This window comes from Streptomyces zhihengii, assembly GCF_016919245.1.
Classification (GTDB): domain Bacteria; phylum Actinomycetota; class Actinomycetes; order Streptomycetales; family Streptomycetaceae; genus Streptomyces; species Streptomyces zhihengii.
On the sequence record NZ_JAFEJA010000001.1, the window covers coordinates 2,014,427 to 2,039,152 of the forward strand.

The following is a 24,726-nucleotide window of genomic DNA, read 5'->3' on the forward strand; positions in this document are numbered from 1 at the left end:
CCGGCCGCCCGTGCGAGACGGGCGGCCGGCGCCGGGAGGACTACTGGTCGATCTTGTCCTCGATCAGCTTCTTGACGTTGTTCCACGCCTTGTCGGGCGCGGTGCCGCGGGTCTCGATGTCGAGGATCCCGTTGTCGGTCAGGAACGTCTTGACCTGGCCGTCGTAGCGGCCGATGGGCGCCGGGGTGATCTTCTGCGCGGCGGCGGAGTAGATCTTGCCGACGGGAACGCCGGGGTAGTACTCGGGCTGGGCGTTCTGCACGGCCTCGGAGCTGAGGCCGGCGGTGGTGGAGGGGATGTTGCCGTTGACGGCGAAGACCTTGGCCTGCTGCTCGGGCGCGGTCAGCCAGGCGGCCAGCTTGGCGGCCTCGGCGGTGTTCTTGCCGGCCTTCGGCACGGCGAGGAAGGAGCCGCCCCAGTTCGCCGGGACGGGCGCCTGCGCGATGTCCCACTTGCCCTTGTTCGCGGGACCGGCCTGGTCCTTGATGATGCCGGTCATCCAGCTCGGGCAGGCGACGGTGGCGAACTTGGAGTTCTTGAAGGCGGCGTTCCAGGTGCCCTTCTCGTCGAACTGGCGCAGCTTGCCGGTCAGCCCGCCCTGGGCGGCCTTCACGGCGACGTCCCAGGCCTTGGCGACACCCGGGCTGCCCTCCCAGTGGAGCTTGCCCGACTCGTCGGAGTACTGGTCGGGCTCACTGGAGATCACGGCGTTGAACAGACCGCTCGCCGAGTCGTGGAAGGCCGTGCCGTCGGGCGCCTTGGCCTTGTACTTCTCGCCCTGCTCCAGGAACTTGTTCCAGTCGCCGGCCCAGAGCTGCCCGACCTGCTCGCGGTCGGTCGGCAGACCGGCCTTCTCGAAGAGGTCCTTGCGGTAACAGATGCCCATCGGGCCGATGTCCGTGCCGAGCGCGATCACCTGGTCGTTGCGGGTGGTCGCCTGCTTGACCTTCCAGTCCAGGAAGGCGGAGGTGTCGGCGCCGTCCGCCTTGCCCAGGTCGACCCACTTGCTCGCCATGGCGTCACCGGTGGCCTCGGCGATGTAGCCGACCTCGATGGCCTGGATGTCGGCGAGGCCGCTGCCCTGGGAGAGGCGCAGCTTCAGCGCGTCCCAGTACTTCTGACCGTCGGCGACATTCGTCTCCTCGATCTTGATGTTGGGGTTCAGCTTCTCGTACTCGGCGTAGAGCTTGGCGCCCGTCTTGTTGTCGAAGCCGAACGAGCCGAACGTGCCGACGCGCAGAGTGATCTGCTTGTCGCCGCCCGCGGCGTCGTCGGTACCGCTGTCGCCGTCCGAACCGCAGCCGGTGAGGACGAGTCCGAGGGCGAGCAGGCCCGAGGTGGAGAGGGTGACCGCACGGCTTCTGCGCCTGGCGACACCGGTGGATATGCGCATTCGAGGCTCCTACGACTGTGGTGGCTGGTGGCGGGCCCAGGGCGACAGGGTGGGGCTGACGGCGAGCAGGACCGGTCACGACTAAGGAAGTGAGGAAGCGATGGACAGCGGATCCGCGGATCCAGTGGGAGCGCTCCCACTTCTGCTTGGATCGAAAGCTTCCCGGCGGCGACACCCGCTGTCAAGGTCGCGCAACAGAGCTTTATTGCTCCGAGATGTCACCGGCGTGAGAATCTCCCTTTTCCCCGAGCTTTCCTTCAGGACGTAACGGAAGGAAACGGGCGTCCCGCACCCTTCGGGCCGTTTTCCCGTCACTGGTCGAACGGACTCGGGAGGCCCTCCTCGACAAGGATTCCGACCACGATCAATAATGGGAGCGCTCCCGAACTCTCCGTCACCACGGTCTCCAGGGAGAATCGGCAGCACAGCACCATCCCGCACCGGAGGTCACGCACATGGCAGTACGGGGCCGACACGGCCAGCCCACACTCGAGCAGGTCGCCGAGCTGGCGGGCGTGGGGCGGGGCACGGTGTCGCGGGTGATCAACAAGTCGCCCGGCGTCCGGGACTCCACCCGGCTCGCGGTCGAGGAGGCCATCGCCCAGCTCGGCTACATCCCGAACCACGCGGCACGCGCGCTCGCCGGCAGCCGCACCGACGCGGTGGCGCTCGTGGTGCCCGAGACGGAGAAGCGATTCTTCACGGAGCCGTACTTCTCCGAGATCATCCACGGCGTGGGCATCGGCCTCGCCGACACCGAGCTCCAGCTCCTGCTCACCCTCGTCCGCACCGAGCGTGAGCGCGCGCGCTTCCTGCAGTACGCGAAGGCCCGGCGGATCGACGGGGTGTTCCTGGTCTCCGTGCACCGCAGCGACCCGCTCCCGGACCTGCTCTCCGAGATGGACATGCCCACCGTGCTCGGCGGCCGCCGCACGGCCGACGAGACGGTCTCCTACGTCGACTCGGACAACGCGGGCGGCGCGCGCCTCGCCGTGCGCCATCTCGCCGCCACCGGCCGCCGGAAGATCGTCACCATCACGGGCCCGTCCGACATGTACGTGGCCCAGTGCCGTCTGCGCGGCTACGAGGAGGCCGTGCGCGGCGCCTGCGAGGGGTACGAGCCCTCATGGGCGGCCGACGGCGACTTCACCGAGGAGAGCGGCCGCCACGCCATGACGGAGCTGCTGCGCCGCCACCCGGACCTCGACGCGGTGTTCGCCGCGTCCGACGTGATGGCGGCGGGCGCGCTGCACGCCCTGCGCGCGGCCGGACGGCGGGTGCCCGACGACGTGGCGGTCATCGGCTTCGACGACTCCCCGCTGGCCCAGCACACCGACCCGCAGCTCACCACGGTCCGCCAGCCGGTCGAGGAGATGGGCCGCACCATGGCCGGCGTCCTCATCGACCAGATGTCCGACCCGGGCGCCGCCTGGCGCAACGTCGTCCTCCGCACCGAACTCATCCGCCGCGGCACCGCCTGACCCCGCGCCCCCGCAGCCCGTCCAAGCCCACCCAGCCCGTCCGGCGCTTGAGGACACCCGCGCGCAGCGTGGGTGCGCAACCCACCGGCCCGCACGGGCACCCGCCCCCGCCCGTGCACCCCAGCCCGTCCGGCGCTTGAGGACACGGCCGCAGGCCGTTCCCACCCACCGCCCGACGCGGGGCCGACACCCCCGGCGACGGCGCACCTCCCGGGCCCGGTCCGGGCGAGGGGCGCGCAGGGGGTGCGGGCGGGGGATCGTTGTCACGGCTGGAGCGGGGCAGGCTCGTGCGAGCTCTCCCCCGCCCGCACCCCCGGAGCGACCCGGACGCCACCCTCACGACCCGCCCCCGCCCGCGCCGCCCCAGCCCGTCCGGCGCTTGAGGACACCCGCGCGCAGCGTGGGTGCGCAACCCACCGGCCCGCACGGGGCCGACCACCCCCGCCCCGCGGAACACCCCGCGGAACGCCGCGCGGCGCCTGCGAGGGGGCGAATCCCGCAGGCGCCGCGGGCCGGGCGAGGCCCGGCCGTGTGGGCGTCCACCACGCCCACGCCCCCTGCCGGCCCGGGGCCCCGGGCCGGCGGGGAGTGTGCACGGCCGGTCCCACCGTGGACCGGCCGCGTGCCGCGCCGGGCCGGTGCCGCCCCCACGGGCGGCACCGGCCCGGGCGGGGTCAGCGGGCGCCCGGGGCGCCCCGGGCGCCCAGCAGCGGCGCCGTCCGGTCCAGATACGTCGCCACCCACACCAGCGGCGCGTTCCAGTTCACGGTGTTCTCCTTGGAGCACCACGCCTCGGGAGCCGTCCCCGGCCCCGCGTAGGACTTCGCGGCCGGGCGCCCCTTCGGCGTCGCCGGGTCGTTGATGTCCTGGTTGTTGGGCCCGCCGGAGAGCCATCCCCGGGGGTAGGGCGTCCCGGGGAAGCGCCCCCACGCCAGCCGGTCGTGCAGATCGGACTCGGCGTACTCCCCGTAGCCGGTCACGTAGGACAGGCGCATGGCGTTGGTGCCCATCAGGTAGTCCATGCCCCGGTGGGCCGCCCTGAGGTAGCGCAGGTCGCCGGTGGCCTGGTGCGCGGTGCCGAGCAGCAGCATCCGGTTGGCGATGAAGGAGTTCGACCCCCACGGGTACGGGGAGCCCCCGGGGATGAGCGCCGGGTACCCCTCGGCGGCCAGCCCGGCGACGACGGAGTCGGCGAACGTCGTCAGGGCGCCGCGCATCCGCGCGAGGTCCGCGGCCGGCAGGTCGGAGGCGACGGCGAGCAGCGAGAGGGTGCCCGTCGCGGCGACCTCCTGCCAGTCGAACTGGCCGACCTCCCCGTAGTGCGGCGAGGAGGTGACCGCCTGGCGGTAGGCGGCCGCCGCGGTGTCCCCGCGTGCGCCGGCCGTGAGGAAGAGCTCGACGGCGGCGGCGTAGCGGTCGTCGCTGTTCTTCGTGTCGGGGTAGTCCCCGCCGCCCTCGGCGTCGTTCGCGGTCGCGTAGTCGACGTCGGGCTGTGCCTCGGCCCGCTGCCACGCCGTGCGGGCGCTCCGCCACAACTCGTCGGCGCGGGCCGGGTCGTGGGGCCGCAGCACCCGGGAGAGCTGGGCGGTGGTGCGGGCGACGGCGTAGGTGGCGTTGGTGGAGGGCGGCATCGCCGAGCGGGCCATCGCGTTCTCGGCGCCGACGTCGCGCACGGGGAACGCGCTCCACGCGTGGTTGTGCACCTTGTGGGAGGCCAGGCCGGTGGGCGGCAGCATGCCGGCCATGAAGCGGGAGCCGTAGGCGACCTCGTCGACGATGTCGGGCCGCCCGTTGCCGCGTTCGGGCACCGCCAGGCTGCCGTCGCCGTAGGCGGCCGGGTCGCGTTCGAAGAGGTTGAGCAGCGTCCACGCGGAGACGGCGTGGTTGACGGGGTAGATCCCGAAGTCGCCCGCGTCCGCCCAGGATCCTGCGACGTCCAGGCGGGCGCCGCCGCACCAGTTGTTCCAGCAGGGGACGGAGCTGTCGCCGGGGTGGAGGGCGGCGTGGGCATGGGCGCCGTTCTGGAGGTACTGCGCCTCCACGGGGGTGCCCATGCGGTGGAAGTAGAAGTACTGCATGCCCTCCTGGCCGAGCCGGGGGTAGAGCGGCGCCGAGCCGACGGTGAAGGGCACGCTGGTGCCGGCCGACGCCACGGTGAGCCGGTACTCCCCGGCGCGGGTGACCGCGCTGAAGTCGGCCTGGTGCACCTGGTCGCCCGAGGCGCGGTCCCAGCCGTGGACCCGGGTCGTGCCGGAGGCGACGAGGGCGTTGTCCGCGGTGGCGCGCAGTTCCCAGGCGAGCGGGGCCGACGCCCCGGTGACCACGGTGGCGATCTTGTCGGCACCGGTCAGATAGCCGATCTGGTTGACCCTGACGGCGCTCGGGTCGGCGGCGGCCGTCGCGGGGGACGCGCCGGCGACGGGGCTGAGCAGGGCGGCGCTCAGCGCGCCGGCGAGCAGCGCGGCCGTGCGGCGCGCGGACCGCCTGCGCGCCGGGGGCGGGCCGCCGGTGGGGGTGCGGGGCATGGTCGGGCCTCCGGGGTGGGGGGAGAGGGGGAAGCGTGGGCGGGCGGCTCAGCGGGCGGTGGGCGCGGCGCCGTAGTGCTCGCCGAGGCTGATCCCCGTCGTGCTGTTCACACCGCCGAGGGGCACCTCGTGGTCGAGGCCGACGAACTTGTTCCCGGCCTGCCACAACGCCGGCTTCAGCAGCGCGTACTTGGCCTCGTCCCAGGTCGTCCAGTCGTGGCCGAGGAGGCCGCCGGTGTCTCCGGAGTTGGGGTTGAGGCACCAGAACGTCTGGTGGATGCGGTTCTCGGCGATGAGGTCGCGCAGCGCCGTCATCCACTTCTGGTTGGGCCCGTTGTCGAGGTGGCCGCCCCATTCGCCGATGAGCAGCGGGGCGGTGTTCTCCTTGTGCAGGTAGAGCCAGTTGGGGTCCCAGACGTCGCGTTCGAGGGTGGTGCGGTTCCAGTCGCCCTGGAACCAGGGCTGCTGGTGCACGAGCGGCCCGTAGTCGTGCGGGGAGTAGACGAGCTGGTCCTGGTGCTCCCCGAGGTCGACGGGGTGGTCGCGGACGCCGCGGAGGTTCCCGCCCCACCAGGTGAAGTGATAGTCGGACGCGGCGGTGGAGTTCCAGCCGGTGCCGTTCCTGGGGTAGATCTCGGTGCCTTCGCAGAGCACCAGCACCTGCGGGTTGATCGCCAGGATGCGCTTGCCGGCGGTCTCGCAGACGTGCTTGAAGTTGTCCTGGTCGGCGGTGCCGTCCCATTTGGCGCGGGGGCTGGACGACTGGGTGCCGTGCGGCTCGTTCTTGACGTCCATCGCGACGAGGGTGTCGTTGTCCTTGTAGCGGGCCGTGACCCACTCCCAGGCGGCGTAGAAGTCCTCGGTGGTGACGGCGCCCTTCCACCACACGGGGTGGATGTGGCCGGAGTTGTCGGCCTCGGCGCTGTGGACGTCGAGCATGACCTTCATGCCGTACTTCTCGGCCAGGGCGAGGAAGGCGTCGAAGACCTGGAGGGTGTTCCTGTCCTTCAGCTCGGGGTTGGCCCAGGTGTTGACGGCACTGGGGACGGCGGCGCGGCCGTTCTTCCATTCGAGCAGCAGCTGGGTGGAGACGGGCACCCGGACGATGTTGATGCCGCGTTCGGCCATGGAGCGGGTGACGGTCTCCAGGTTGACCGACCACAGTCCGTGGAAGACCCGTTCGCCGGCGTTGAAGCCGAACCAGTTGGCCCCGGTGAGCCACACCTCGTTGCCCTGGGCGTCCACGATCCGGTTGCCCTCGGTGTGCAGCCAGTCCGTGCCGGCCCGGGCGGGGGCGGCCTCGGGTGCCGCGGACGTCCCGGTCGCGGCGGACGGGGACGCCACCGACAGCGCGACGAGTGCGGCGGTCGCGGTCAGGGCCGCGGGCACGGCCCGTCCCGGGCCCCGTCCGCGGGTGCTGTGCCACCTCATGGAACTCTCCTTTCCCCTTGCCTGCGGATTGCGGGAGCGCTCCCACTCGGCTCGGCCCTCCCACCCTGACGCCGGTCACGGTGCGGCGTCGGACAGGGACGGTGCGGGAGCGCTCCCAGTCAGCATGGCCCGAGCGATCGGGCCACGGGTACCCGGACCTGCTGCGCATCCGGGGCGTCACGGAGGTTCTCGACGCCGCCGTTTCGGCGCCGCGACCAATGAAGCGGCTGCGGGGCCGCCTGTCAATGGGCGGGACAGAAGCCCATCGGCCTTGACAACCGAGACCCTCTCCCGCGACGCTCTTGGGAGCGCTCCCATTCTGGTTGACGCGTCTCTGGTATTCAGCCTGCCCCGCGCAGAGACGCCCGGTCGCCGGAGCGGGAGCGCTCTCAGTTTCGGAAAACAACCAGAGGATGACGATGACCGCAGAGAACGGCCCGGCTCCCACAGCCCTCTCGCAGCCGCCGGACGCCTCGGCCTTCCCGCCCGGCTTCCTGTGGGGCGTCGCCACATCGGCGTACCAGATCGAGGGCGCCGCGGACCGGGACGGCCGGGGTACGTCGATCTGGGACACGTTCTCACGCACGCCCGGCAAGGTGGTGAACGGCCACACCGGTGACGTGGCCGCCGACCACTACGCGCGCTACGAGCAGGACGTCGCCCTCATGTCCGAGCTGGGGGTGGGCGGTTACCGCTTCTCCGTGGCCTGGCCGCGCATCCAGCCGGACGGACGCGGACCGGCCGACCACCGGGGGCTCGACTTCTACCGGCGTCTCGTGGACAGCCTGATGGAGAACGGCATCGAGCCCGCGATCACCCTCTACCACTGGGACCTCCCCCAGGCGCTGGAGGACCAGGGCGGCTGGCTGAACCGGGAGACCTCCTACCGGTTCGCCGAGTACGCGCACCTGGTGGCCGACGCCCTCGGCGACCGGGTGAAGATCTGGGGCACGCTCAACGAGCCCTGGTGCGCGGCCTTCCTCGGCTACGGCAAGGGCATCCACGCCCCGGGCCGCACCGACGCGGCCGGCTCGCTGCGCGCCGCCCACCACCTGCTCCTCGGCCACGGCCTCTCGGTGCCGGCGATCCGCGCGGCGGCACCCGCCGCGGAGGTGGGCATCACGCTCAACTTCTATCCGGTGGAGCCGGATTCGGACAGCGCCGCCGACAAGGACGCGGCCCACCGCATCGACCTGCTGCAGAACCGCCTCTTCCTCGACCCGGTGACCGACGGCGCCTATCCGGCCGACATCCGGGCCCATGTGGAGGGCGTCAGCGGCACGGCGCACATCCACCCGGAGGACGAGAAGGCCATCGGCGCCCCCATCGACTTCCTGGGCGTCAACTACTACTCCTCCTACCGGGTCGCCGGCGGCGGTGAGGCGTCCGGACCGAGCGAGTGGCCGGGTGCCGAGGACGTCCGCTTCATCGACCGCGGCCTGCCGCGCACCGGCATCGGCTGGGAGATCGACGCGGACGGGCTGCGCCGGCAGCTCGTGCGCATCGAGCGCGACCACCCCGGGCTGAAGATGTACATCACGGAGAACGGCGCGGCGTTCGACGACGCCCCGACCGCCGAGGGCGAGGTGCACGACGCGGACCGCACCGCGTACATCGAGGGGCACCTGCGGGCCACCCGCCAGGCGATCGAGGAGGGCGCCGACGTCGCCGGCTACTTCCTCTGGTCGCTGCTCGACAACTTCGAGTGGGCCGAGGGGTACGGCATGCGCTTCGGCATCGTGCGCGTCGACTTCGACACCCAGGTGCGCACACCGAAGCAGAGCGCCCTCTGGTACGGCAACGTGGCACTGAACAACCGCCTGCCGGACTGATCCCGCACCCGCGTGCCCCGGCCACGGGGCGGGGCACGCGGGACCGCCCGGCCGGCGGCGCGGGCCGGCGGCGGGGCCGGTACATGGGACGATGTCCCCCATGCGCACTTCGTCCCGGGGCGCCCGTGCGGCCCTGCTCGGCGTCCTCCTGCTCCTGACCGCGGCCTGCACGGCGGACCCCGGCGGCGGGCCGGACGGGCGGAGCGCCGCCGCCCACGACGAGGTGCGGCCCCCGGCCGCCGGCGCCGCCTTCGACTACCAGCTCGGGGGCGCCTACCCGCCGCCCGACGGCGTCCTGGCCGTGGCCCGCGACCGCACGGACGGGCCCGCCGCCGGGCTCTACAACGTCTGCTACGTCAACGCCTTCCAGACCCAGCCCGACGAGGCGGTGGACTGGTGGCGCGAGAACCACCCCGATCTGCTGCTCCGCGACGCCGACGGCGAGCCGGTGGTCGACGAGGACTGGGACGAACCGCTTCTCGACATCTCCTCGAAGGAGAAGCGCACCGCGCTGCTCGGCGTCGTCGGCCCCTGGATCGACGGCTGCGCCGAGGACGGGTACGACGCCGTCGAGCCGGACAACCTGGACTCCTTCACCCGCTCCGAGGGGCTCCTCACCGCGGACCACGCCATCGCCTTCGCCCGCCTGCTCAGCGACCGCGCCCATGCGAAGGGCCTGGCGATCGCCCAGAAGAACACCGCCGAACTGCTGCCGGCCCGCGCCCGGACCGGCTTCGACTTCGCCGTGGCCGAGGAGTGCGCGCGCTACGACGAGTGCGGGGACTTCGCGGCGGCGTACGACGGCCGGGTGTTCGACGTCGAGTACCGGGAGCCCGACTTCACGGCGGGCTGCCGCACCTGGGGCGCGCGGGTGTCCATGACCCTGCGCGACCTCGACGTCCTCCCGGCCGGCGAGCCGGGGTACGTCCACCGCGTCTGCTGATCCGGTCCGCCCCGGAGGCCGTCCCCCCTCCCCTCAGCCCTCCCCTCCGCCGTCGATCAGGTCGAGGAACGCGGCCGCGGCCGGGCCGGGGTGCGGGGCCCGGACGAGGTGTTCGGCGCGGGTGGGCGCGTCGGTGCCGGCGACGGCGGCCAGGCTGCCGAGGCGGGCCGTGCAGGAGGGCGGGAGAAGGGCGACGCCGAGGCCCGTGCCGACGAGCCGGGCCAGGTAATCGGCGCCTGCGACCTCGAAGGCGACCCGGCGGGTGAGGCCGGCCGCCGCGAACGCGAGGCCGGACCGGGCGCGGCCGGCCGTCCTTGCGGGCAGGTCGATGAACGTCTCCCCGGCCAGGCGTCCGAGGGTGACGCTCTCCTCCCCGGCCGGCGGACGGTCCGGGGCAACGGCGACGGCGACGAGGCGCTCACGGGTCAGCTCGCGGGAGTTGGCGCCCTTGGGGCTCGCGGTCTCGGGGATGCCGAGGAAGGCGATCCCCAGGTCTCCGGCGCGGACGTGGTCGACGAGTTCGCCGCCGGCGCCGATGTGGAGGCTGACGTGCGCCTTGGGGTGGCGCCGGTGGAAGCGGGCGAGGACGGCGGGGACGTCGACGCGGGTGACAAGCATGTGCTGGACTCATCGATGCCGTCGGCCCGAGAGCGGGATCGTCCGCACCGCCCGCGCCGTCCCCCGAGGGGACGGGCCGGCGCCGGCCCCGCCGGCCCGCACGCCGACCGCCCCGGCGGGCGCCGCCCGGTGCGCACGGAACCTCCGCCCGTCCAAAGGCTTTACGCGCCCGCCGCGCGGCGGTAACTTCCTTCCCGCCGCAACGAATTGCTGCAACTTTCCGACCGGATTTTCCATCCGTTCGCTCGAGCCCCGAGGCGCGTCAGGGCTCCGGGCGGAGTCCGGGCGGGACGGTCCGCTGCCGTCCCGCTCCGCCGACATGCCGCGGCCCACCCAGCCGCGGCCCCTCCCCCTGGAGACACCATGAAACGCAACGACCGACGGCTGCCGAGACGCCCCCTGGCGGCGGCCGTCGCGACCGCGGGCCTGGTCGGGCTGCTCACCGCCGTGCCGCACGGCGCCGCGCCCGCGGCCGCGGCCACCACGGCGGCCGCCGCGGACACCACCGCCACCGTCTTCTACTACACCAAGACGAAGAACTGGGCGAAGTACAACCTCCATTACAGCCCGGACGGCGGTGCGTGGACGACCGTCCCGGGCACCGCGATGGAGGCCGCCTGCACCGACTGGGTGAAGAAGACCGTCGACCTGGGCTCGGCCGCGGGTCTGAAGGCGACGTTCAACAACGGCTCGGGCGTGTGGGACAACAACGGCGGCCAGAACTACGACCTGGGCACCGGCTCCATCACCGTCAAGGACGGTGTGGTCGCGCACTCGGACCCGTGCGCGGGCACCGAGGGCCCGGGCAACGAGGCCACCGTCTACTACTCGACGGCGACGGTCGGCTGGACGACGACCAATCTGCACTACCAGCCGGCCGGCGGCGCCTGGACGGCGGTGCCCGGTGTCGGGATGACACCGGCCTGCACGGGCTGGGTCAAGAGGACGGTGTCGCTGGGCACCGCCGCCACGATGCGGGCCGCCTTCAACAACGGCAACGGCGTCTGGGACAACAACAACGGCCAGGACTACCTCCTCGCCAAGGGTGTGTCGACGGTCAAGGACCGCACGGTGAAGGCGAACGCGGCCGACCCCTGCGTCGCGGAGCCCCCGGACACCCAGGCGCCGACCGTGCCCCTGAAGGTCGCCGCGAGCGCGGACGGGGTCTCCGTGGTGCTGACGTGGGAGCCGTCGACCGACGACAAGGCGGTCACGTCCTACCAGGTCACCCGCACCGGCGGCACCGGCGGCACGGTGGTGACCAACGTCGGCTCCACCGTCTTCACCGACACCGAGCTCGCCGAGAAGACCGCCTACAGCTACACGGTGAAGGCCGTCGACGCCGCCGGGAACGTCTCCGCCGCCTCCGCGGCCGCGACGGCGACGACCGGCACCCGGCCGGCCACCCCCGCCGCCGGCAAGCCGCTCGGCACGGACCCGCGCAAGGACCCGATCTACTTCGTCCTCACGGCCCGCTTCAACGACGGCGACACGTCGAACAACCGGGGCGGCAACCAGCACGTGAAGTCGGGCAACGCCGCGAACGACGACCCCATGTTCCGGGGCGACTTCAAGGGTCTCGTCCAGAAGCTCGACTACGTCAAGGCCCTCGGCTTCTCCGCCGTGTGGATCACACCGGTCGTGCTGAACCGGTCGGACTACGACTACCACGGCTACCACGGCTACGACTTCTACAAGGTGGACCGCCGGCTGGAGTCGGCGGGCGCCTCGTACCAGGACCTGATCAACGCCGCCCACGCCAAGGGCATGAAGATCTACCAGGACGTCGTCTACAACCACTCCTCGCGCTGGGGCGCCAAGGGCCTGTTCACCCCGAAGGTGTACGGCGTCCGCGACACCCAGTGGAGCTGGTACTACGACGAGCCGAACGCCTCCTTCGAGTACGACGGCCTCACCGTCGAGCCGAAGTCCGGGAAGTCGTACTACAACGGCGACCTGTGGTCGACGGCCGAGCCCACCGGCAACACCTGTGTCAACTGGGGCACTCCGACGCAGCACACCTCGCCGGAGGGCTACCGCATCTACAACTGCCAGTGGCCCAACCCCACCTCGGGCATGTTCCCGAAGGCGCTCTACCACAACTGCTGGATCGGCAACTGGGAGGGCGAGGACTCGCGTTCCTGCTGGCTGCACGACGACCTGGCCGACTTCAACACCGAGAACGCGACCGTGCAGAACTACCTGATCGGCGCGTACAACAAGTACATCGACATGGGGGTCGACGGCTTCCGCGTCGACACGGCCGTACACATCCCGCGGACCACCTGGAACCGCCGCTTCCTGCCCGCCATCGCCGAGCGCGTCACCCAGCAGCACGGCGCCGAGGCGGCGAAGAACTTCTTCGTCTTCGGTGAGGTCGCGGCCTTCGTCAACGACAAGTGGAACCGCGGCTCGGTCAACCACTCCGCGCAGTTCTTCACCTGGAAGGAACGGGGGCAGTACAGCGCCGACGACGAGAAGGCCGCGCTGGAGATGTACGCCGACGAGCAGCAGCGGGGCACCGCCGACCAGCCGACGTCGGACAACGCCTTCCTGAGGGGCAACACCTACCACGCGCCGGACCACAGCAGGTTCTCCGGCATGAACGTCATCGACATGCGGATGCACATGAACTTCGGTGACGCCCCGAACGCCTTCCACAACGGCAAGGACTCGGACGACAGCTACAACGACGCCACCTACAACGTCGTCTACGTCGACAGCCACGACTACGGCCCCAACAAGAGCAGCGAGCGCTACGCGGGCGGCACGGACGCGTGGGCCGAGAACATGTCGCTGATGTGGACCTTCCGCGGCATCCCCACCCTCTACTACGGCTCGGAGGTCGAGTTCCAGGCCGGCAAGAAGATCGACTGCGGGCCGACCTGCCCGCTGGCGAGCACCGGCCGGGCGTACTTCGGCGACAGGATCGCCGGGGACGTGAAGGCGTCCGGCTTCTCCACGGTCGAGTCCGCCAGCGGGGCCGTCGCGACGACCCTCCAGCAGCCGCTGGTCAAGCACCTCCAGCGGCTGAACCAGATCCGCCGGGCGGTCCCGGCCCTCCAGACGGGCCAGTACTCGACCGAGGGCATCACCGGCCAGATGGCCTTCAAGCGCCGCTGGACCAGCGGCTCGACGGACAGCTTCGCGCTGGTCACCGTCAGCGGCTCGGCGACGTACACCGGGATCCCGAACGGCACCTACCGGGACGCCGTCACCGGTGACACGAAGACGGTCACCGGGGGCACCCTGAGCGTGGCCGCCCCCGGCAAGGGCAACCTGCGCGTCTACGTGCTGAACGGCACCGGGAAGATCGGCGCCGACGGCCCCTACCTGAAGTAGCGGGGCCCCGGACACGACGGGCCCGCCGCCCCCGAGGGGGCGGCGGGCCCTGTGCCGTGCGGGCGGGACGTCAGATGACGCCCTGGGCGAGCATCGCGTCCGCGACCCGCTCGAAGCCGGCGATGTTGGCGCCCGCCACGTAGTCGCCGGGGCTGCCGTAGCGCTCGGCCGTCTCCCGGCAGGTGCGGTGGATGTCGGCCATGATCAGGGCGAGTTCGTCCTCCACCCGGTCCTGCGGCCAGCTCTCCCGGGCGGCGTTCTGCCGCATCTCCAGGGCGCTGACGGCGACACCGCCGGCGTTGGCGGCCTTGCCGGGGCCGAAGGCCACGCCCGCCTCCTGGAAGATGTGCACGGCCTCGGGCGTGCACGGCATGTTGGCGCCCTCCGAGACGGCGCGCACACCGCCCGCGACCAGCGCGCGGGCGTGCCCCGCGTCCAGCTCGTTCTGGGTGGCGGAGGGGAAGGCCAGCTCGGCGGGGACGTCCCACACGCTGCCGCCGGGCAGATGGCGCGCGGAGCTGCCGCGCCGCCGGGCGTACTCGTCGAGGCGCCCGCGCTCGACCTCCTTGATCTGCCGCAGCAGGGCGACGTCGATGCCCTTCTCGTCGACGATCACACCGCCCGAGTCGGAGCAGGTCACGGGATGCGCGCCGAGGGCGGCGAGCTTCTCGATGGTGTGGATGGCGACGTTCCCCGAGCCGGAGACGACGGCCGTCAGCCCCGCCGGGTCCTCGCCGCGCTCCTTCAGCATCTCGGCGGCGAACAGGACGCTGCCGTATCCGGTGGCCTCGGGCCGGCCGGCCGAGCCGCCCCAGGCGGTCCCCTTGCCGGTGAGCACGCCCGCCTCCCAGCGGTTGGTGATCCGCCGGTACTGGCCGAAGAGGTAGCCGATCTCCCGGCCCCCGACGCCGATGTCCCCGGCGGGCACGTCCGTGTACTCGCCGATGTGGCGGCTGAGCTCGGTCATGAAGGACTGGCAGAAGCGCATCACCTCGGCGTCCGAGCGCCCGCGCGGGTCGAAGTCGCTGCCGCCCTTGCCGCCGCCGATGCCGAGCCCGGTGAGGGCGTTCTTGAAGATCTGCTCGAAGCCGAGGAACTTGACCACCCCGAGGTTCACCGACGGGTGGAAGCGCAGACCGCCCTTGTAGGGGCCGAGGGCGCTGTTGAACTCCACCCGGAAGCCCCGGTTGACGTGTATGGCGCCCCGGTCGTCCTGCCACGGCACCCGGAAGATGATCTGCCGCTCCGGCTCGACGAGCCGCTCGACGAGCCCCGGCTCCGCGTAGTCGGGGCGGGACGCGAAGACGGGCGCCAGACTCTCCAGGACCTCGCGGGCCGCCTGGTGGAACTCGGGTTCGCCGGGGTTGCGGCGTTCGAGTTCGGCGTAGAGCGCGGCCTGGCGGCCCTTCGGGTCCGAAGCTGTCACGGCGTGTCCCTTTCTGCCCGGCCGGCTGGCCACCGCCGGACCGGGCGGTGGTCCGGAAGTCGTCGCCGGCGTGGAGTACGGCCGCCCCGGCCGCCGCGTTCACGGCACCAGAGAGGGAGGCGGCCGTCGCGCGGCCGCCTCCCTGGCGACGCTATCAGCCGGATCGCGGCTCAGCCGTTGGCGTCCACACCCCGGTACAGCAGGCCCCGGAGCACCCCGGTGAGGGTCTCCTCGGGGGCGTCCGCGGCGCCCGCCGAGCGCCAGGCTACGAAGCCGTCGGGCCGCACCAGCACGGCTCCGTCGCTGGTCGTGCCGTGCGCGGCGGCCCAGTCGGCACCGGCTTCGGGCTGGAGCTCCGCGTCCGCACCGGCACCGAGCGCGTACACGGTGAGCGGCACGTCCAGCGCCGCGGCGGCGCGGCCGGCCGCCGTGCGCCAGGCTTCCGCGGCCGGTCCGGTGCCGGTGAGCAGGACGAGGTCGCGCTCGTAGAGGTCGAGGGTGGAGAGCGACGGCCGGCCGCCGGCGCGGCGCAGCCACAGGTGCGGGGCCCTGCTGCCCGGCTCACCGGTCAGCTCCAGCTCCTGGGGCACGGGCGGCGCGGAGGCGTCCGCGCCGATGACGGCTCCCTCGCCGTAGCGGTAGCCGACGGCGACCGCGAGCATCGCGCTCTGCTTGCCGCCGCCGCCCGGCCCCGGGCGGTAGCCGGGGTGGCTGTGCTCGCGGGAGCGGGACGAGGCGCGGGCGCTGGTGGCCACGGCGACGGGGCGCCGTTCCTGCTCGTAGGTGCCGAGCAGCCCCTCGCCGGCGGTGCCGCGCAGCACGGCGGCGAGCTTCCAGGCGAGGTTGTGGGCGTCCTGGATACCGGTGTTGGAGCCGAAGGCGCCGGTCGGCGACATCTCGTGCGCCGAGTCGCCGGCGAGGAAGACCCGGCCGTCGGCGTAGCGGTCGGCGACGCGTTCCGCCGCGTGCCAGGGCGACTTGCCGGTGATCTCGACGTCGAGGCCGGGCACGCCGGCGGCGCGGCGGATGTGCTCCACGAGGCGTTCGTCGGTGAAGTCGTCGAGCGTCTCGCCCTGTTCGGGCTGCCAGGGGGCGTGGAAGACCCACTGCTCGTCGTTGTCCACCGGCAGCAGGGCGCCGTCCGCGCCGGGTTCCGTCAGGTAGCAGACGATGAACCGGCGGTCCCCGACGACGGCGGGCAGCCCGCGGGAGCGGAAGGTGACGCTGACGTTGTGGAAGAGGTCGCCGGGCCCGGAGTGCCCGATGCCGAGGGCTTCGCGGACCGGGCTGCGCGGGCCGTCCGCGGCGACGAGGTAGTCGGCGCGCACGGTCTGGAGCCGGCCGGTCTCGCGGTCCTCGACGACGGCGGTGACGCCCGTCGCGTCCTGCTCGAAGGAGCGCAGTTCGGTGGAGAAGCGGATGTCGCCGCCGTGCTTGCGCGCGTGCTCCAGCAGGACGGGTTCGAGGTCGTTCTGGCTGCACACGCACCAGGCGGCGGGGCTGTAGGCGGCCGCGGTGCTGCCGGGCTGCACCTCCTTGACGAGCCACTCGCCCTCGCTGTCGGTGAGGGTGCGGATCTGGAGGATGCCCTGGTTGCCCGCGAGGACCCGGGCGGCGTCGCGGATGCCGTCGCCGACACCCGCCGTCCGGAAGACCTCCATGGTACGGACGTTGTTGCCCCGGCCCCGGGGGTGGTGCGAGGTGCCCGCGTGACGTTCGACGAGCATGTGCTCGATTCCGAGCCGTCCGAGGAAGAGGGACATGGACAGGCCCACCAGGGAGCCGCCCACGACGAGGACCGGGACGCGTACTTCGGGTCGGTGTTGCATCGGTGGCTCCTGCTGCGGCATCGCGGGGGAAGGGACGCCCTGTTCCATGCCCCCGGCCGGTCGGTTCCCTCGCGTCTTCACCCGGGTGGTTCACACATCTCGCGCCACCCGTGGTAGCGGCACAGGATCAAGAACGGACCGCCACACCGCGTACCGGCGACCCATTCCCGCGCGGCCGAGTCAGGGCCCGTGGTCCCCGGGGAACCGGCGTGGCGACATCACTGTCCGAGGAGAGGCGTGACCATGACGACGCTGTCCGAACGTATATCCCAGTCGGCCTTCGACGGCTCCCGGCTGCGCGTGGTACTGCTGCTGGACCTGCACGACGGCGCTCAGCAGCAGTTCCTGACCGCCTATGAGCACATGCGCCACCAGGTGGCCTCGGTGCCCGGTCACATCAGCGACCAGCTCTGCCAGTCGATCGAGAACCCCTCGCAGTGGCTGATCACCAGTGAGTGGGAGAGCGCACCGCCCTTCCTCGCCTGGGTGAACAGCGAGGACCACCTCGACACGGTCAAGCCTCTGCACGACTGCGTGCGCGACACCCGTTCGTTCCGCTACAGCGTCCTGCGGGAGACCGGCGGGGCGCACGCCGAGACCGGCGGACGCAGGACCCCGCTCCAGGCGGCGCCCCGCGTCGGCGACGGTGTCGTGCGGCACGCCCTCACCTTCACGGTCCGGCCGGGTACGGAGGAGAAGGTCGCCGCGATCCTCGCGGAGTACGCCTCCCCGTCGGCCCGGGTCGACGACACGACGCGGCTGCGCCGGACGTCGCTCTTCATGCACGGCAACCGTGTGGTGCGGGCCATCGAGGTCGAGGGCGATCTGATGGCGGCGCTGCGGCACGTGGCCCGGCAGCCCGAGGTCAGGGCCGTCGAGGAGGCCATCAACCCGTATCTGGAGCAGGACCGCGATCTGGACGACCCCCAGTCGGCCAGGACGTTCTTCACCCGTGCCGCGCTGCCCGCGGTCCACCACCTGGCCACCGCCGGCGGCGGGAGCGCGGACGTGGAGCGGCACGCGCTGTACTACCCGGCGAAGCAGGGCTGCGGCATGGCCCTGGCCAGGCTGCTGTCCGAGCAGGACGAGGCGGCCGCGGGCGAGCCCGCGGGGCTCGTGGACTCCAGCACCGTCTTCCAGCGCGACGACATCGTCGTGCGTCTCGTGGACACCCGTGGTCCGCTCGACGCCGACCCGCTGCTCGCCCTCGGCGTGCGCGGGCCCCGGAAGCCGGACGTGCTGGCCCGCCTGCTCGACCTGGAAGCCCTCGGCCTGGGCGGCTCGCCCACCGGCGCCGAGCTCGCGGCGCGGCTGCTGCGCGGCGCCGACATGCGCCTGATCACGGACCGCCGCGCCGGCTGACGCCGCGCGCCCGTCCCCGGCGCCGCGCTCCGGCGCACCGCACGGCCGGCCGCCGCCTGCCCGTGGCCCTACCGCCTCAGTGGAGGAATCAGTCATGACCACAACGCATCGCATCGTCGACCTCGGCGAGACCCAGCCCAACCGCCGGCGCGGAGGCGACCTGCGCGCCATGCTCACCCCCACCGAGGTGGGCGCCACGAGCGGTTTCATGGGCCTGGCGATCGTGGAGCCCGGCGACCGGATCGGGGAGCACTACCACCCGTACTCCGAGGAGTTCGTCTACGTCGTCGGCGGCGAGCTGGAGGTCGACCTGGACGGCGAGACCTTCCCGATCCGCACGGACCAGGGGCTCATGATCCCCCCGTACGTCCGCCACCGGTTCCGCAACGTGGGCAGCACCCAGGCTCGGATGGTGTTCCATCTCGGCCCGCTGGCGCCGCGTCCGGAGCTCGGGCACGTCGACACGGAGGAGACGCCGCAGGCGCACGGCGCCGCCCAGCCCACGGGGGCGGTTTCGTGAACCGACGTGTGGCGGTGACCGGCGTCGGCATCGTCGCACCCGGTGGCGTGGGTGCCCCGGCGTTCTGGGACCTGCTCGCGGACGGCCGGACGGCGACGCGGGGCATCACCCTCTTCGATCCGGCCGGCTTCCGGTCACGGATCGCGGCCGAGGTCGACTTCGACCCCGCGGTCCACGGACTCGACGCCCAGCAGGTCCGGCGGGCCGACCGGTACGTGCAGTTCGCCATGGTGGCGGCCCGTGAGGCGCTCGCCGACGCCGGTCTGGACATGGAGAAGGAGGACCCGTGGCGGGTCGGGGTGTCGATGGGCACCGCGGTCGGCGGGACCACCCGGCTGGAACGCGACTACGTGGCGGTGAGCAGTTCGGGCCGCCGCTGGGACGTGGACCACAGCGAGGCCGCGCCTCATCTGCACCGGGCCTTCTCGCCCAGTGCGCTGGCCTCCGAGGTGGCCGAGCAGACCGGTGCCCACGGGCCGGTGCAGACCGTCTCCACGGGCTGCACCTCGGGCCTGGACGCCATCGGCTACGCCTTCCAGGCCATCGAGGAGGGCCGCGTCGACGTCTGTGTCGCCGGCGCGTCCGACTCGCCGATCTCCCCGATCACGGTGGCCTGCTTCGACGCGATCCGGGCCACCTCGGCCAACAACGACGACCCGGAGCACGCCTCGCGTCCCTTCGACGCGCACCGCGACGGGTTCGTGATGGGCGAGGGCGGCGCGGTGCTGGTCCTGGAGGAGCTGGAGCACGCCAGGGCCCGCGGCGCGACGGTGTACTGCGAGGTCGGCGGGTACGCGACGTTCGGCAACGCCCACCACATGACCGGGCTGACCCGCGAGGGTCTGGAGATGGCCCGGGCGATCGACCACGCGCTGGACCACGCCCGTCTCGACGGGTCGGACGTCGACTACGTCAACGCCCACGGTTCGGGCACCCAGCAGAACGACCGGCACGAGACGGCCGCGGTGAAACGCTCCCTCGGGACGCACGCGTACGACGTGCCGATGAGTTCCATCAAGTCGATGGTGGGTCACTCGCTGGGCGCGATCGGCGCCATCGAGGTCGTCGCGTGCGTGCTGGCGATGGACCGGCAGGTGGTCCCGCCGACGGCGAACTACGAGACGCCCGACCCCGAGTGCGATCTCGACTACGTGCCGCGCACCGCCCGTGAGGCGAAGCTGCGGACCGTGCTGTCCGTGGGCAGCGGGTTCGGCGGGTTCCAGTCCGCGGTGGTGCTGACGCGGCCAGGTGGGAGGACACGATGAGTCCCGATGAACGCCGCCGTCCCGTCGTGACGGGCATGGGTGTCGTCGCCCCCAACGGAGTGGGCACGGACGCCTTCTGGAAGGCCACCCTGGAGGGCGTCAGCGCCCTCGACCAGGTCACCCGCGAGGGCTGCGGTCATCTGCCGCTGCGGATCGCGGGCGAGGTCCGGGGCTTCGACGCCGAGTCGCTGGTCGAGGAACGGTTCCTGGTCCAGACGGACCGGTTCAGCCACTTCGGCATGGCCGCCGCCGACCTGGCGCTGGCCGACGCCCGGATCACCGCGGGCGCGCACGAGGAGGAGCCGTTCTCCGTGGGCGTCGTCACGGCGGCGGGTTCCGGAGGCGGCGAGTTCGGCCAGCGCGAGCTCCAGCGGCTGTGGGGCCAGGGCTCCACCTATGTGGGGCCGTACCAGTCGATCGCCTGGTTCTACGCGGCGAGCACCGGCCAGATATCCATCCGGGGCGGCTTCAAGGGCCCCTGCGGTGTGGTGTGCAGCGACGAGGCCGGCGGTCTCGACGCGATCGCGCACGCCGCGGCGGCGGTGCGGCGCGGCACGGACACCGTGGTGACCGGCTCCGCCGAGGCGCCGCTCGCGCCGTACTCGATCGTCTGCCAGCTCGGCTACCGCGAGCTCAGCACCGCCCAGGAGCCGGAGCGGGCCTACCGGCCGTTCACGGCGAACGCCTGCGGCTTCGTGCCGGCCGAGGGCGGCGCCATGGTCGTCGTCGAGGACGAGGACGCCGCCCGGCGCCGCGGGGCGCCGGTCCGCGCGGTGGTCGCCGGGCACGCGGCGACGTTCACCGGGGCGTCCCGGTGGGAGGAGTCGCGCGAGGGACTGGCGCACGCGATCCGCGGGGCGCTCCGCCAGGCGCGGTGCGCGCCCGACGAGATCGACGTGGTGTTCGCCGACGCGCTCGGTCTGGTGGAGGCCGACCGGGCGGAGGCGCTGGCGCTGGCCGACGCCCTCGGCCCGCACGGCACCCGGGTGCCGGTGACGGCCCCCAAGACCGGCATCGGCCGCGCCTACTGCGGGGCGCCGGTGCTGGACGTGGCGGCCGCGGTGCTGGCGATGGAGCACGGGCTCGTCCCGCCGACGCCGCACGTGCACGACGACGTGTGCCACGACATCGCGCTGGTGACCGGCACGGCGCGGCCGGCGGAGCTGCGCACGGCGCTGGTGCTGAGCCGTGGGCTGATGGGCTCCAACGCGGCCCTGGTGCTGCGGCGCGCCGACTGAGGAGAACAGCCCGGGACCGTCGGTCCCGGGCACGAGCAAAGGAAGCATCCATGACCGCACAGCCCGCACAGCTCACCGTCACGGAACTGTCGGCCCTGATGAAGAAGGGCGCCGGCATCACCGTCGACGCCGCCGCGATGGACCGCGACCCGGACACCCCGTTCGAGGTGTACGGCCTCGACTCGCTGGGTCTGCTCGGCATCGTCGGCGAACTGGAGAACCGGTACGGCCGGGCGCTGCCGCCCGACGCCGACCGCTGCAAGACCCCCCGCGAGTTCCTCGATCTCGTGAACGACTCTCTGATGGCAGGAGCCTGACATGTCCGGGCACACCGAGAACGACATCATCATCGAAGCCCCGCTCGACCTGGTGTGGGACGTGACCAACGACGTCGACCACTGGCCGCAGCTCTTCACCGAGTACGCCTCGGTGGAGGTGCTCGAACGGGACGGCGACCGGACGGTGTTCCGGCTCACCATGTACCCCGACGAGAACGGCAAGGTGTGGAGCTGGGTCTCCGAGCGGGAGGCCGACCGCGCCTCGCTGAGCGTCCGCGCGAAGCGGGTCGAGACCGGCCCCTTCCAGTACATGAACATCCGCTGGACCTACGAGGAGACGCCGCAGGGCGTGCGGATGCACTGGACGCAGGACTTCGCGATGAAGCCCGACGCGCCCGTGGACGACGAGTGGATGACCGAGAACATCAACCGCAACTCGCGCGTCCAGATGAGCCTGATCAAGGAGCGCATCGAGCAGCGCGCCCGGGTCCGCGAGACGGCCCCCGTCACGCCGCGCTGACGCCCCCGACCCACGACGGCATCCGAAGGGACGCCCCTGATGCACCACGCACTGATCGTCGCCCGTATGGCGCCCGGATCGGCTCCGGACATCGCGGAGGTGTTCGCGGCCTCCGACGGCGGTGAGCTGCCGCACCTCGTCGGCGTCAACCGCCGCAGCCTGTTCCAGTTCGGCGACGTGTACCTGCACCTGATCGAGTCGGAGCGCCCGCCGGGGCCCGCCATCGCGAAGGTGACCGAGCACGTCGCGTTCCGTGACGTCAGCGAACGCCTGGCGGCCTTCGTCAGTCCGTACGACCCGCAGACCTGGCGGGGCCCGAAGGACGCGATGGCCACCCAGTTCTACAGCTGGCAGCGCGAGCCGCGCTCCTGAGCGCGGACACACAGCAGCCGGCCCCGCGGGGGACACCGCGGGGCCGGCTGCTGTCCGTGGTGCGGACGGGCCGTCAGCCGGGGACCACGCTCTCGAACGCGTGGAGGTAGGCGTTGACGGGGCGGACCTCGCCGACCACGAGGCCGGCTTCCCGCATCCGGCTCTCCATGCTCGCCCGGGTGTGCTTGGCGCCTCCGACGTTGAGGAGCAGCATCAGGTCCATGGCGGTGGTGAACCGCATGGAGGGCGAGTCGTCGACGAGGTTCTCGATGACGACCACCCGCGCCCCGGGACGGGCCGCGGCGATCACGTTCCGCAGGGTGCGGCGGGTGCTCTCGTCGTCCCATTCGAGGATGTTCTTGATGATGTAGACGTCGGCCTCGACGGGGACGGCCTCGCGGCAGTCGCCCGGGACGACGTCCACCCGCGCGGCGAGCGCGCCGCCGTCGCGCAGCCGGGGGTCGGCGCGCTCGACGACGCCCGGCAGGTCGAGCAGCGTGCCGCGCATCCCGGGGTACTTCTCCAGCAGGCTGGCGAGCACATGGCCCTGGCCGCCGCCGATGTCGGCGACGCCGGCGGCCCCGGTGAGGTCGAGGAGCTCGGCGACGTCCCGGGCGGACTGGACACTGGAGGTGGTCATGGCCCGGTTGAAGACGTGGGCCGACTCCTCGGCGTCCTCGTGGAGGTACGGGAAGAACTCCTTGCCGAACAGGTCCTCGAAGACGCTGTCGCCGGTGCGCACCGCCTCGTCGAGCCGGGGCCAGGCGGCCCAGGTCCACGGTTCGGTGCACCACAGGGCGATCCAGCGCAGGCTCTGGGGGTCGTCCTCGCGGAGCTGGCGGGACATGTCGGTGTGCGCGAAGCGCCCGTCCGGCTCCTCGCTGAAGACGCCGTAGCAGGTCAGCGCCCGCAGCAGGCGCCGCAGCGCCCGGGCGTCGGTCTTGACGGCCGCGGCCAGGTCCTCGGCGGACAGCGGCGTGTCGTCGAGGGCGTCGGCGACGCCGAGGCGGGCCGTGGCGCGCACGGCGGCGGCGCAGGCCGCTCCGAAGACGAGCTCCCGCAGACGCATGGCGTCACGGGGCTTGGTGGTGGGTGCGGTGGTCATGCCGTCTCGTTTCTCGTGAGATGCCTGTCCCGTGGGCCGGGTCAGCACATTCCGGCGGGCTCGGAGACGCCGCACACGTTGGCGTCGAAGCGGTTGCCGGTGCCGGTGGTGTCGCGGTTGGCGAGGTCGGCGGCTCCGTTGCGCAGCACCAGGTTGTCGCGGACGACGTTGTTGGTGCCCGGCACGCCGACGACGCTCTTGAACAGCACGACCCCGCCGGAGAACGGGGAGTCGCCCACGTTGTCGGAGATCCTGTTCCGCTCCACGAGGACGTCCTCGGTGCCGGTGAGCACGATGCCGGCGCCCTGGATGCGGGGCAGCCGGGCCGTCGCGGGGCAGGACTTGTTGTTGGCGACGACCCAGTTGCGGCGGACCGTCAGGGCGCCCGCACGGGGCTTGGACTCGTCGCCGACGAGGAACAGGCCGGCGCAGTTGCCGGTGGCCGCGTTGTTCTCGACGACGAGGTTGCGCACCCGGCGCACGGTGGCGCCGATCCGGTTGCCCGACATGTCGTTGCCGCTGATCCGGGTGCCGCGGGTGTCGGTGGCGCCGGCCTCCTCGGAGACCGTGTTGGCGACGAAGATGCCCGCGTCGCCGTTGCCGCGCACGGTGTTGCGGACCAGCAGGGAGCGGGTCGAGCGCTCCTGGGCGATGCCCCAGGTGCCGTTGTCGACGGAGGTCACCCGGCGGACCGTCAGACGGTCGGTCCAGGCGGCCCAGACGCCGCTCCTGGTGAAGCCCTCCAGACGGAGGGACTGCACGCGCACGCCCTCGACGGGGGCGCCGCGCTCGCCCTGCACGCAGATGCCGTTGCCGGCGGCGGCGCAGGAGTCCTCGGCCGGGGTGCCGGCGGCGGGCCTGATCACGGTCCGCGTCCCGGCGCCGCGCAGGGTCACGTCCGGGGTGGTGATCCGTACGCTCTGGCGGTACGTGCCGGGGGCGAGGTGGACGGTGTCGCCCGGGCGGGCCGCGTCGACGGCCCGCTGGATCGACTGGCCGGGGGCGACGTGCAGGACGGCGTCGTGGTGGGACGAGGCGGGGGCGGCTGCGCCGATGCCGGAGGCGGCGAGGACGACCGCGCAGCCGGCGAGGGCGAATTGTCGTTTTGTCATAGTCCGAAGCTATGCGGCGTACCGCGCGAATCCGGATGAACCAGGCCGAACGCCGTCGTGTCGCGGCGTGGCGCGTCCCCGGGCAGCGCAATGGCCGGCCGGTGCCCGCGCGATTGCCCCGGCTGTGCGCAGCG

At 72.6% G+C, this 24,726-nt stretch carries 19 protein-coding genes; 11 read left to right on the top strand and 8 right to left on the bottom strand.

Translation table 11 applies throughout. The features are described from left to right. Positions 1-40 precede the first annotated feature (40 nt). Positions 41-1,393, bottom strand: coding sequence for an ABC transporter substrate-binding protein (locus JE024_RS08300; RefSeq protein ID WP_205372985.1), 1,353 nt, complete (start codon positions 1,391-1,393; stop codon positions 41-43). Between the two features lie 455 nt (positions 1,394-1,848). Between JE024_RS08300 and JE024_RS08305 the strand changes: the two genes are divergently transcribed. Continuing rightward, entirely contained in the window at positions 1,849-2,874 is a 1,026-nt protein-coding gene (locus tag JE024_RS08305; RefSeq protein WP_205372986.1) for a LacI family DNA-binding transcriptional regulator, read from the top strand. Between the two features lie 674 nt (positions 2,875-3,548). Here JE024_RS08305 and JE024_RS08310 read toward each other — a convergent pair. Next, complete coding sequence (locus JE024_RS08310; RefSeq protein ID WP_205372987.1) at positions 3,549-5,399, bottom strand: glycoside hydrolase family 9 protein; 1,851 nt, start codon at positions 5,397-5,399, stop codon at positions 3,549-3,551. A 48-nt stretch (positions 5,400-5,447) separates the two neighbouring features. Further along, positions 5,448-6,830: a glycoside hydrolase family 5 protein gene (locus JE024_RS08315; RefSeq protein ID WP_205372988.1), complete on the bottom strand. Its 1,383-nt coding sequence runs from the start codon at positions 6,828-6,830 to the stop codon at positions 5,448-5,450. A gap of 419 nt (positions 6,831-7,249) precedes the next feature. Between JE024_RS08315 and JE024_RS08320 the strand changes: the two genes are divergently transcribed. Next, positions 7,250-8,662 carry a GH1 family beta-glucosidase gene (locus tag JE024_RS08320; protein ID WP_244882695.1) on the top strand — a complete coding sequence of 471 codons (1,413 nt, stop codon included), beginning with the start codon at positions 7,250-7,252 and terminating at the stop codon, positions 8,660-8,662. 100 nt (positions 8,663-8,762) lie between these two features. Next, complete coding sequence (locus tag JE024_RS08325; RefSeq protein ID WP_372449778.1) at positions 8,763-9,605, top strand: endo alpha-1,4 polygalactosaminidase; 843 nt, start codon at positions 8,763-8,765, stop codon at positions 9,603-9,605. A 33-nt stretch (positions 9,606-9,638) separates the two neighbouring features. On the opposite strand, the gene JE024_RS08330 is transcribed toward JE024_RS08325, so the two are convergent. Next, positions 9,639-10,223 (bottom strand): LysR substrate-binding domain-containing protein, encoded by a 585-nt coding sequence (locus JE024_RS08330; RefSeq protein WP_205372991.1) that lies wholly within the window; start codon positions 10,221-10,223, stop codon positions 9,639-9,641. A 363-nt stretch (positions 10,224-10,586) separates the two neighbouring features. Between JE024_RS08330 and JE024_RS08335 the strand changes: the two genes are divergently transcribed. Then, positions 10,587-13,565: a carbohydrate binding domain-containing protein gene (locus JE024_RS08335; protein WP_205372992.1), complete on the top strand. Its 2,979-nt coding sequence runs from the start codon at positions 10,587-10,589 to the stop codon at positions 13,563-13,565. Between the two features lie 70 nt (positions 13,566-13,635). On the opposite strand, the gene gdhA is transcribed toward JE024_RS08335, so the two are convergent. Together gdhA and JE024_RS08345 are read right to left on the bottom strand one after the other, a co-directional pair. Then, positions 13,636-14,991: an NADP-specific glutamate dehydrogenase gene (gene gdhA / locus JE024_RS08340; protein ID WP_205372993.1), complete on the bottom strand. Its 1,356-nt coding sequence runs from the start codon at positions 14,989-14,991 to the stop codon at positions 13,636-13,638. Between the two features lie 170 nt (positions 14,992-15,161). Then, the gene (locus JE024_RS08345) at positions 15,162-16,820 is read right to left on the bottom strand and encodes an FAD-dependent oxidoreductase (protein ID WP_205372994.1); all 1,659 of its coding nucleotides are present in this window, start codon (positions 16,818-16,820) and stop codon (positions 15,162-15,164) included. A gap of 243 nt (positions 16,821-17,063) precedes the next feature. Here JE024_RS08345 and JE024_RS08350 point away from each other — a divergent pair, with 243 nt between their 5' ends. From JE024_RS08350 to JE024_RS08380, 7 genes are all read left to right on the top strand, one after another. After that, a complete protein-coding gene (locus tag JE024_RS08350) occupies positions 17,064-18,182 on the top strand; it encodes a SchA/CurD-like domain-containing protein (RefSeq protein ID WP_205372995.1) in 1,119 nt (372 codons plus the stop codon). Between the two features lie 94 nt (positions 18,183-18,276). Beyond that, a complete protein-coding gene (locus tag JE024_RS08355; protein ID WP_205372996.1) occupies positions 18,277-18,702 on the top strand; it encodes a cupin domain-containing protein in 426 nt (141 codons plus the stop codon). Then, entirely contained in the window at positions 18,699-19,967 is a 1,269-nt protein-coding gene (locus tag JE024_RS08360) for a beta-ketoacyl-[acyl-carrier-protein] synthase family protein (protein ID WP_205372997.1), read from the top strand. The genes JE024_RS08355 and JE024_RS08360 overlap by 4 nt, the downstream gene beginning before the upstream one ends. Then, positions 19,964-21,205, top strand: coding sequence for a beta-ketoacyl synthase N-terminal-like domain-containing protein (locus JE024_RS08365; RefSeq protein WP_205372998.1), 1,242 nt, complete (start codon positions 19,964-19,966; stop codon positions 21,203-21,205). The genes JE024_RS08360 and JE024_RS08365 overlap by 4 nt, the downstream gene beginning before the upstream one ends. Before the next feature lie 50 nt (positions 21,206-21,255). Continuing rightward, positions 21,256-21,522, top strand: coding sequence for an acyl carrier protein (locus JE024_RS08370; protein ID WP_205372999.1), 267 nt, complete (start codon positions 21,256-21,258; stop codon positions 21,520-21,522). Between the two features lies 1 nt (position 21,523). Continuing rightward, positions 21,524-22,003, top strand: a complete 480-nt coding sequence (locus JE024_RS08375; RefSeq protein WP_205373000.1) for an SRPBCC family protein — start codon at positions 21,524-21,526, stop codon at positions 22,001-22,003. Positions 22,004-22,042: 39 nt separating this feature from the next. Continuing rightward, the gene (locus JE024_RS08380; RefSeq protein WP_205373001.1) at positions 22,043-22,375 is read left to right on the top strand and encodes a TcmI family type II polyketide cyclase; all 333 of its coding nucleotides are present in this window, start codon (positions 22,043-22,045) and stop codon (positions 22,373-22,375) included. A 73-nt stretch (positions 22,376-22,448) separates the two neighbouring features. Here the strand turns inward: JE024_RS08380 and JE024_RS08385 are convergent, their stop codons facing one another. Both JE024_RS08385 and JE024_RS08390 read right to left on the bottom strand, forming a co-directional pair. Then, on the bottom strand, positions 22,449-23,480 hold the full coding sequence (locus JE024_RS08385) for a methyltransferase (protein ID WP_205373002.1): 1,032 nt from the start codon (positions 23,478-23,480) through the stop codon (positions 22,449-22,451). Positions 23,481-23,521: 41 nt separating this feature from the next. Next, positions 23,522-24,592, bottom strand: coding sequence for a right-handed parallel beta-helix repeat-containing protein (locus JE024_RS08390; RefSeq protein WP_205373003.1), 1,071 nt, complete (start codon positions 24,590-24,592; stop codon positions 23,522-23,524). Positions 24,593-24,726 lie beyond the last annotated feature (134 nt).

What these genes read in the sequence shown, in the direction of transcription:
- JE024_RS08375 (WP_205373000.1), top strand. Translation starts at nt 21,524, where the DNA reads ATGTCCGGGCACACCGAGAACGACATCATCATCGAAGCCCCGCTCGAC.
- JE024_RS08345 (WP_205372994.1), bottom strand. Translation starts at nt 16,820, where the DNA reads ATGCAACACCGACCCGAAGTACGCGTCCCGGTCCTCGTCGTGGGCGGC.
- JE024_RS08310 (WP_205372987.1), bottom strand. Translation starts at nt 5,399, where the DNA reads ATGCCCCGCACCCCCACCGGCGGCCCGCCCCCGGCGCGCAGGCGGTCC.
- JE024_RS08300 (WP_205372985.1), bottom strand. Translation starts at nt 1,393, where the DNA reads ATGCGCATATCCACCGGTGTCGCCAGGCGCAGAAGCCGTGCGGTCACC.
- JE024_RS08390 (WP_205373003.1), bottom strand. Translation starts at nt 24,592, where the DNA reads ATGACAAAACGACAATTCGCCCTCGCCGGCTGCGCGGTCGTCCTCGCC.
- JE024_RS08365 (WP_205372998.1), top strand. Translation starts at nt 19,964, where the DNA reads ATGAGTCCCGATGAACGCCGCCGTCCCGTCGTGACGGGCATGGGTGTC.
- JE024_RS08320 (WP_244882695.1), top strand. Translation starts at nt 7,250, where the DNA reads ATGACCGCAGAGAACGGCCCGGCTCCCACAGCCCTCTCGCAGCCGCCG.
- JE024_RS08380 (WP_205373001.1), top strand. Translation starts at nt 22,043, where the DNA reads ATGCACCACGCACTGATCGTCGCCCGTATGGCGCCCGGATCGGCTCCG.
- JE024_RS08385 (WP_205373002.1), bottom strand. Translation starts at nt 23,480, where the DNA reads ATGACCACCGCACCCACCACCAAGCCCCGTGACGCCATGCGTCTGCGG.
- JE024_RS08355 (WP_205372996.1), top strand. Translation starts at nt 18,277, where the DNA reads ATGACCACAACGCATCGCATCGTCGACCTCGGCGAGACCCAGCCCAAC.
- JE024_RS08325 (WP_372449778.1), top strand. Translation starts at nt 8,763, where the DNA reads ATGCGCACTTCGTCCCGGGGCGCCCGTGCGGCCCTGCTCGGCGTCCTC.
- JE024_RS08370 (WP_205372999.1), top strand. Translation starts at nt 21,256, where the DNA reads ATGACCGCACAGCCCGCACAGCTCACCGTCACGGAACTGTCGGCCCTG.
- JE024_RS08330 (WP_205372991.1), bottom strand. Translation starts at nt 10,223, where the DNA reads ATGCTTGTCACCCGCGTCGACGTCCCCGCCGTCCTCGCCCGCTTCCAC.
- JE024_RS08350 (WP_205372995.1), top strand. Translation starts at nt 17,064, where the DNA reads ATGACGACGCTGTCCGAACGTATATCCCAGTCGGCCTTCGACGGCTCC.
- JE024_RS08335 (WP_205372992.1), top strand. Translation starts at nt 10,587, where the DNA reads ATGAAACGCAACGACCGACGGCTGCCGAGACGCCCCCTGGCGGCGGCC.
- JE024_RS08305 (WP_205372986.1), top strand. Translation starts at nt 1,849, where the DNA reads ATGGCAGTACGGGGCCGACACGGCCAGCCCACACTCGAGCAGGTCGCC.
- JE024_RS08315 (WP_205372988.1), bottom strand. Translation starts at nt 6,830, where the DNA reads ATGAGGTGGCACAGCACCCGCGGACGGGGCCCGGGACGGGCCGTGCCC.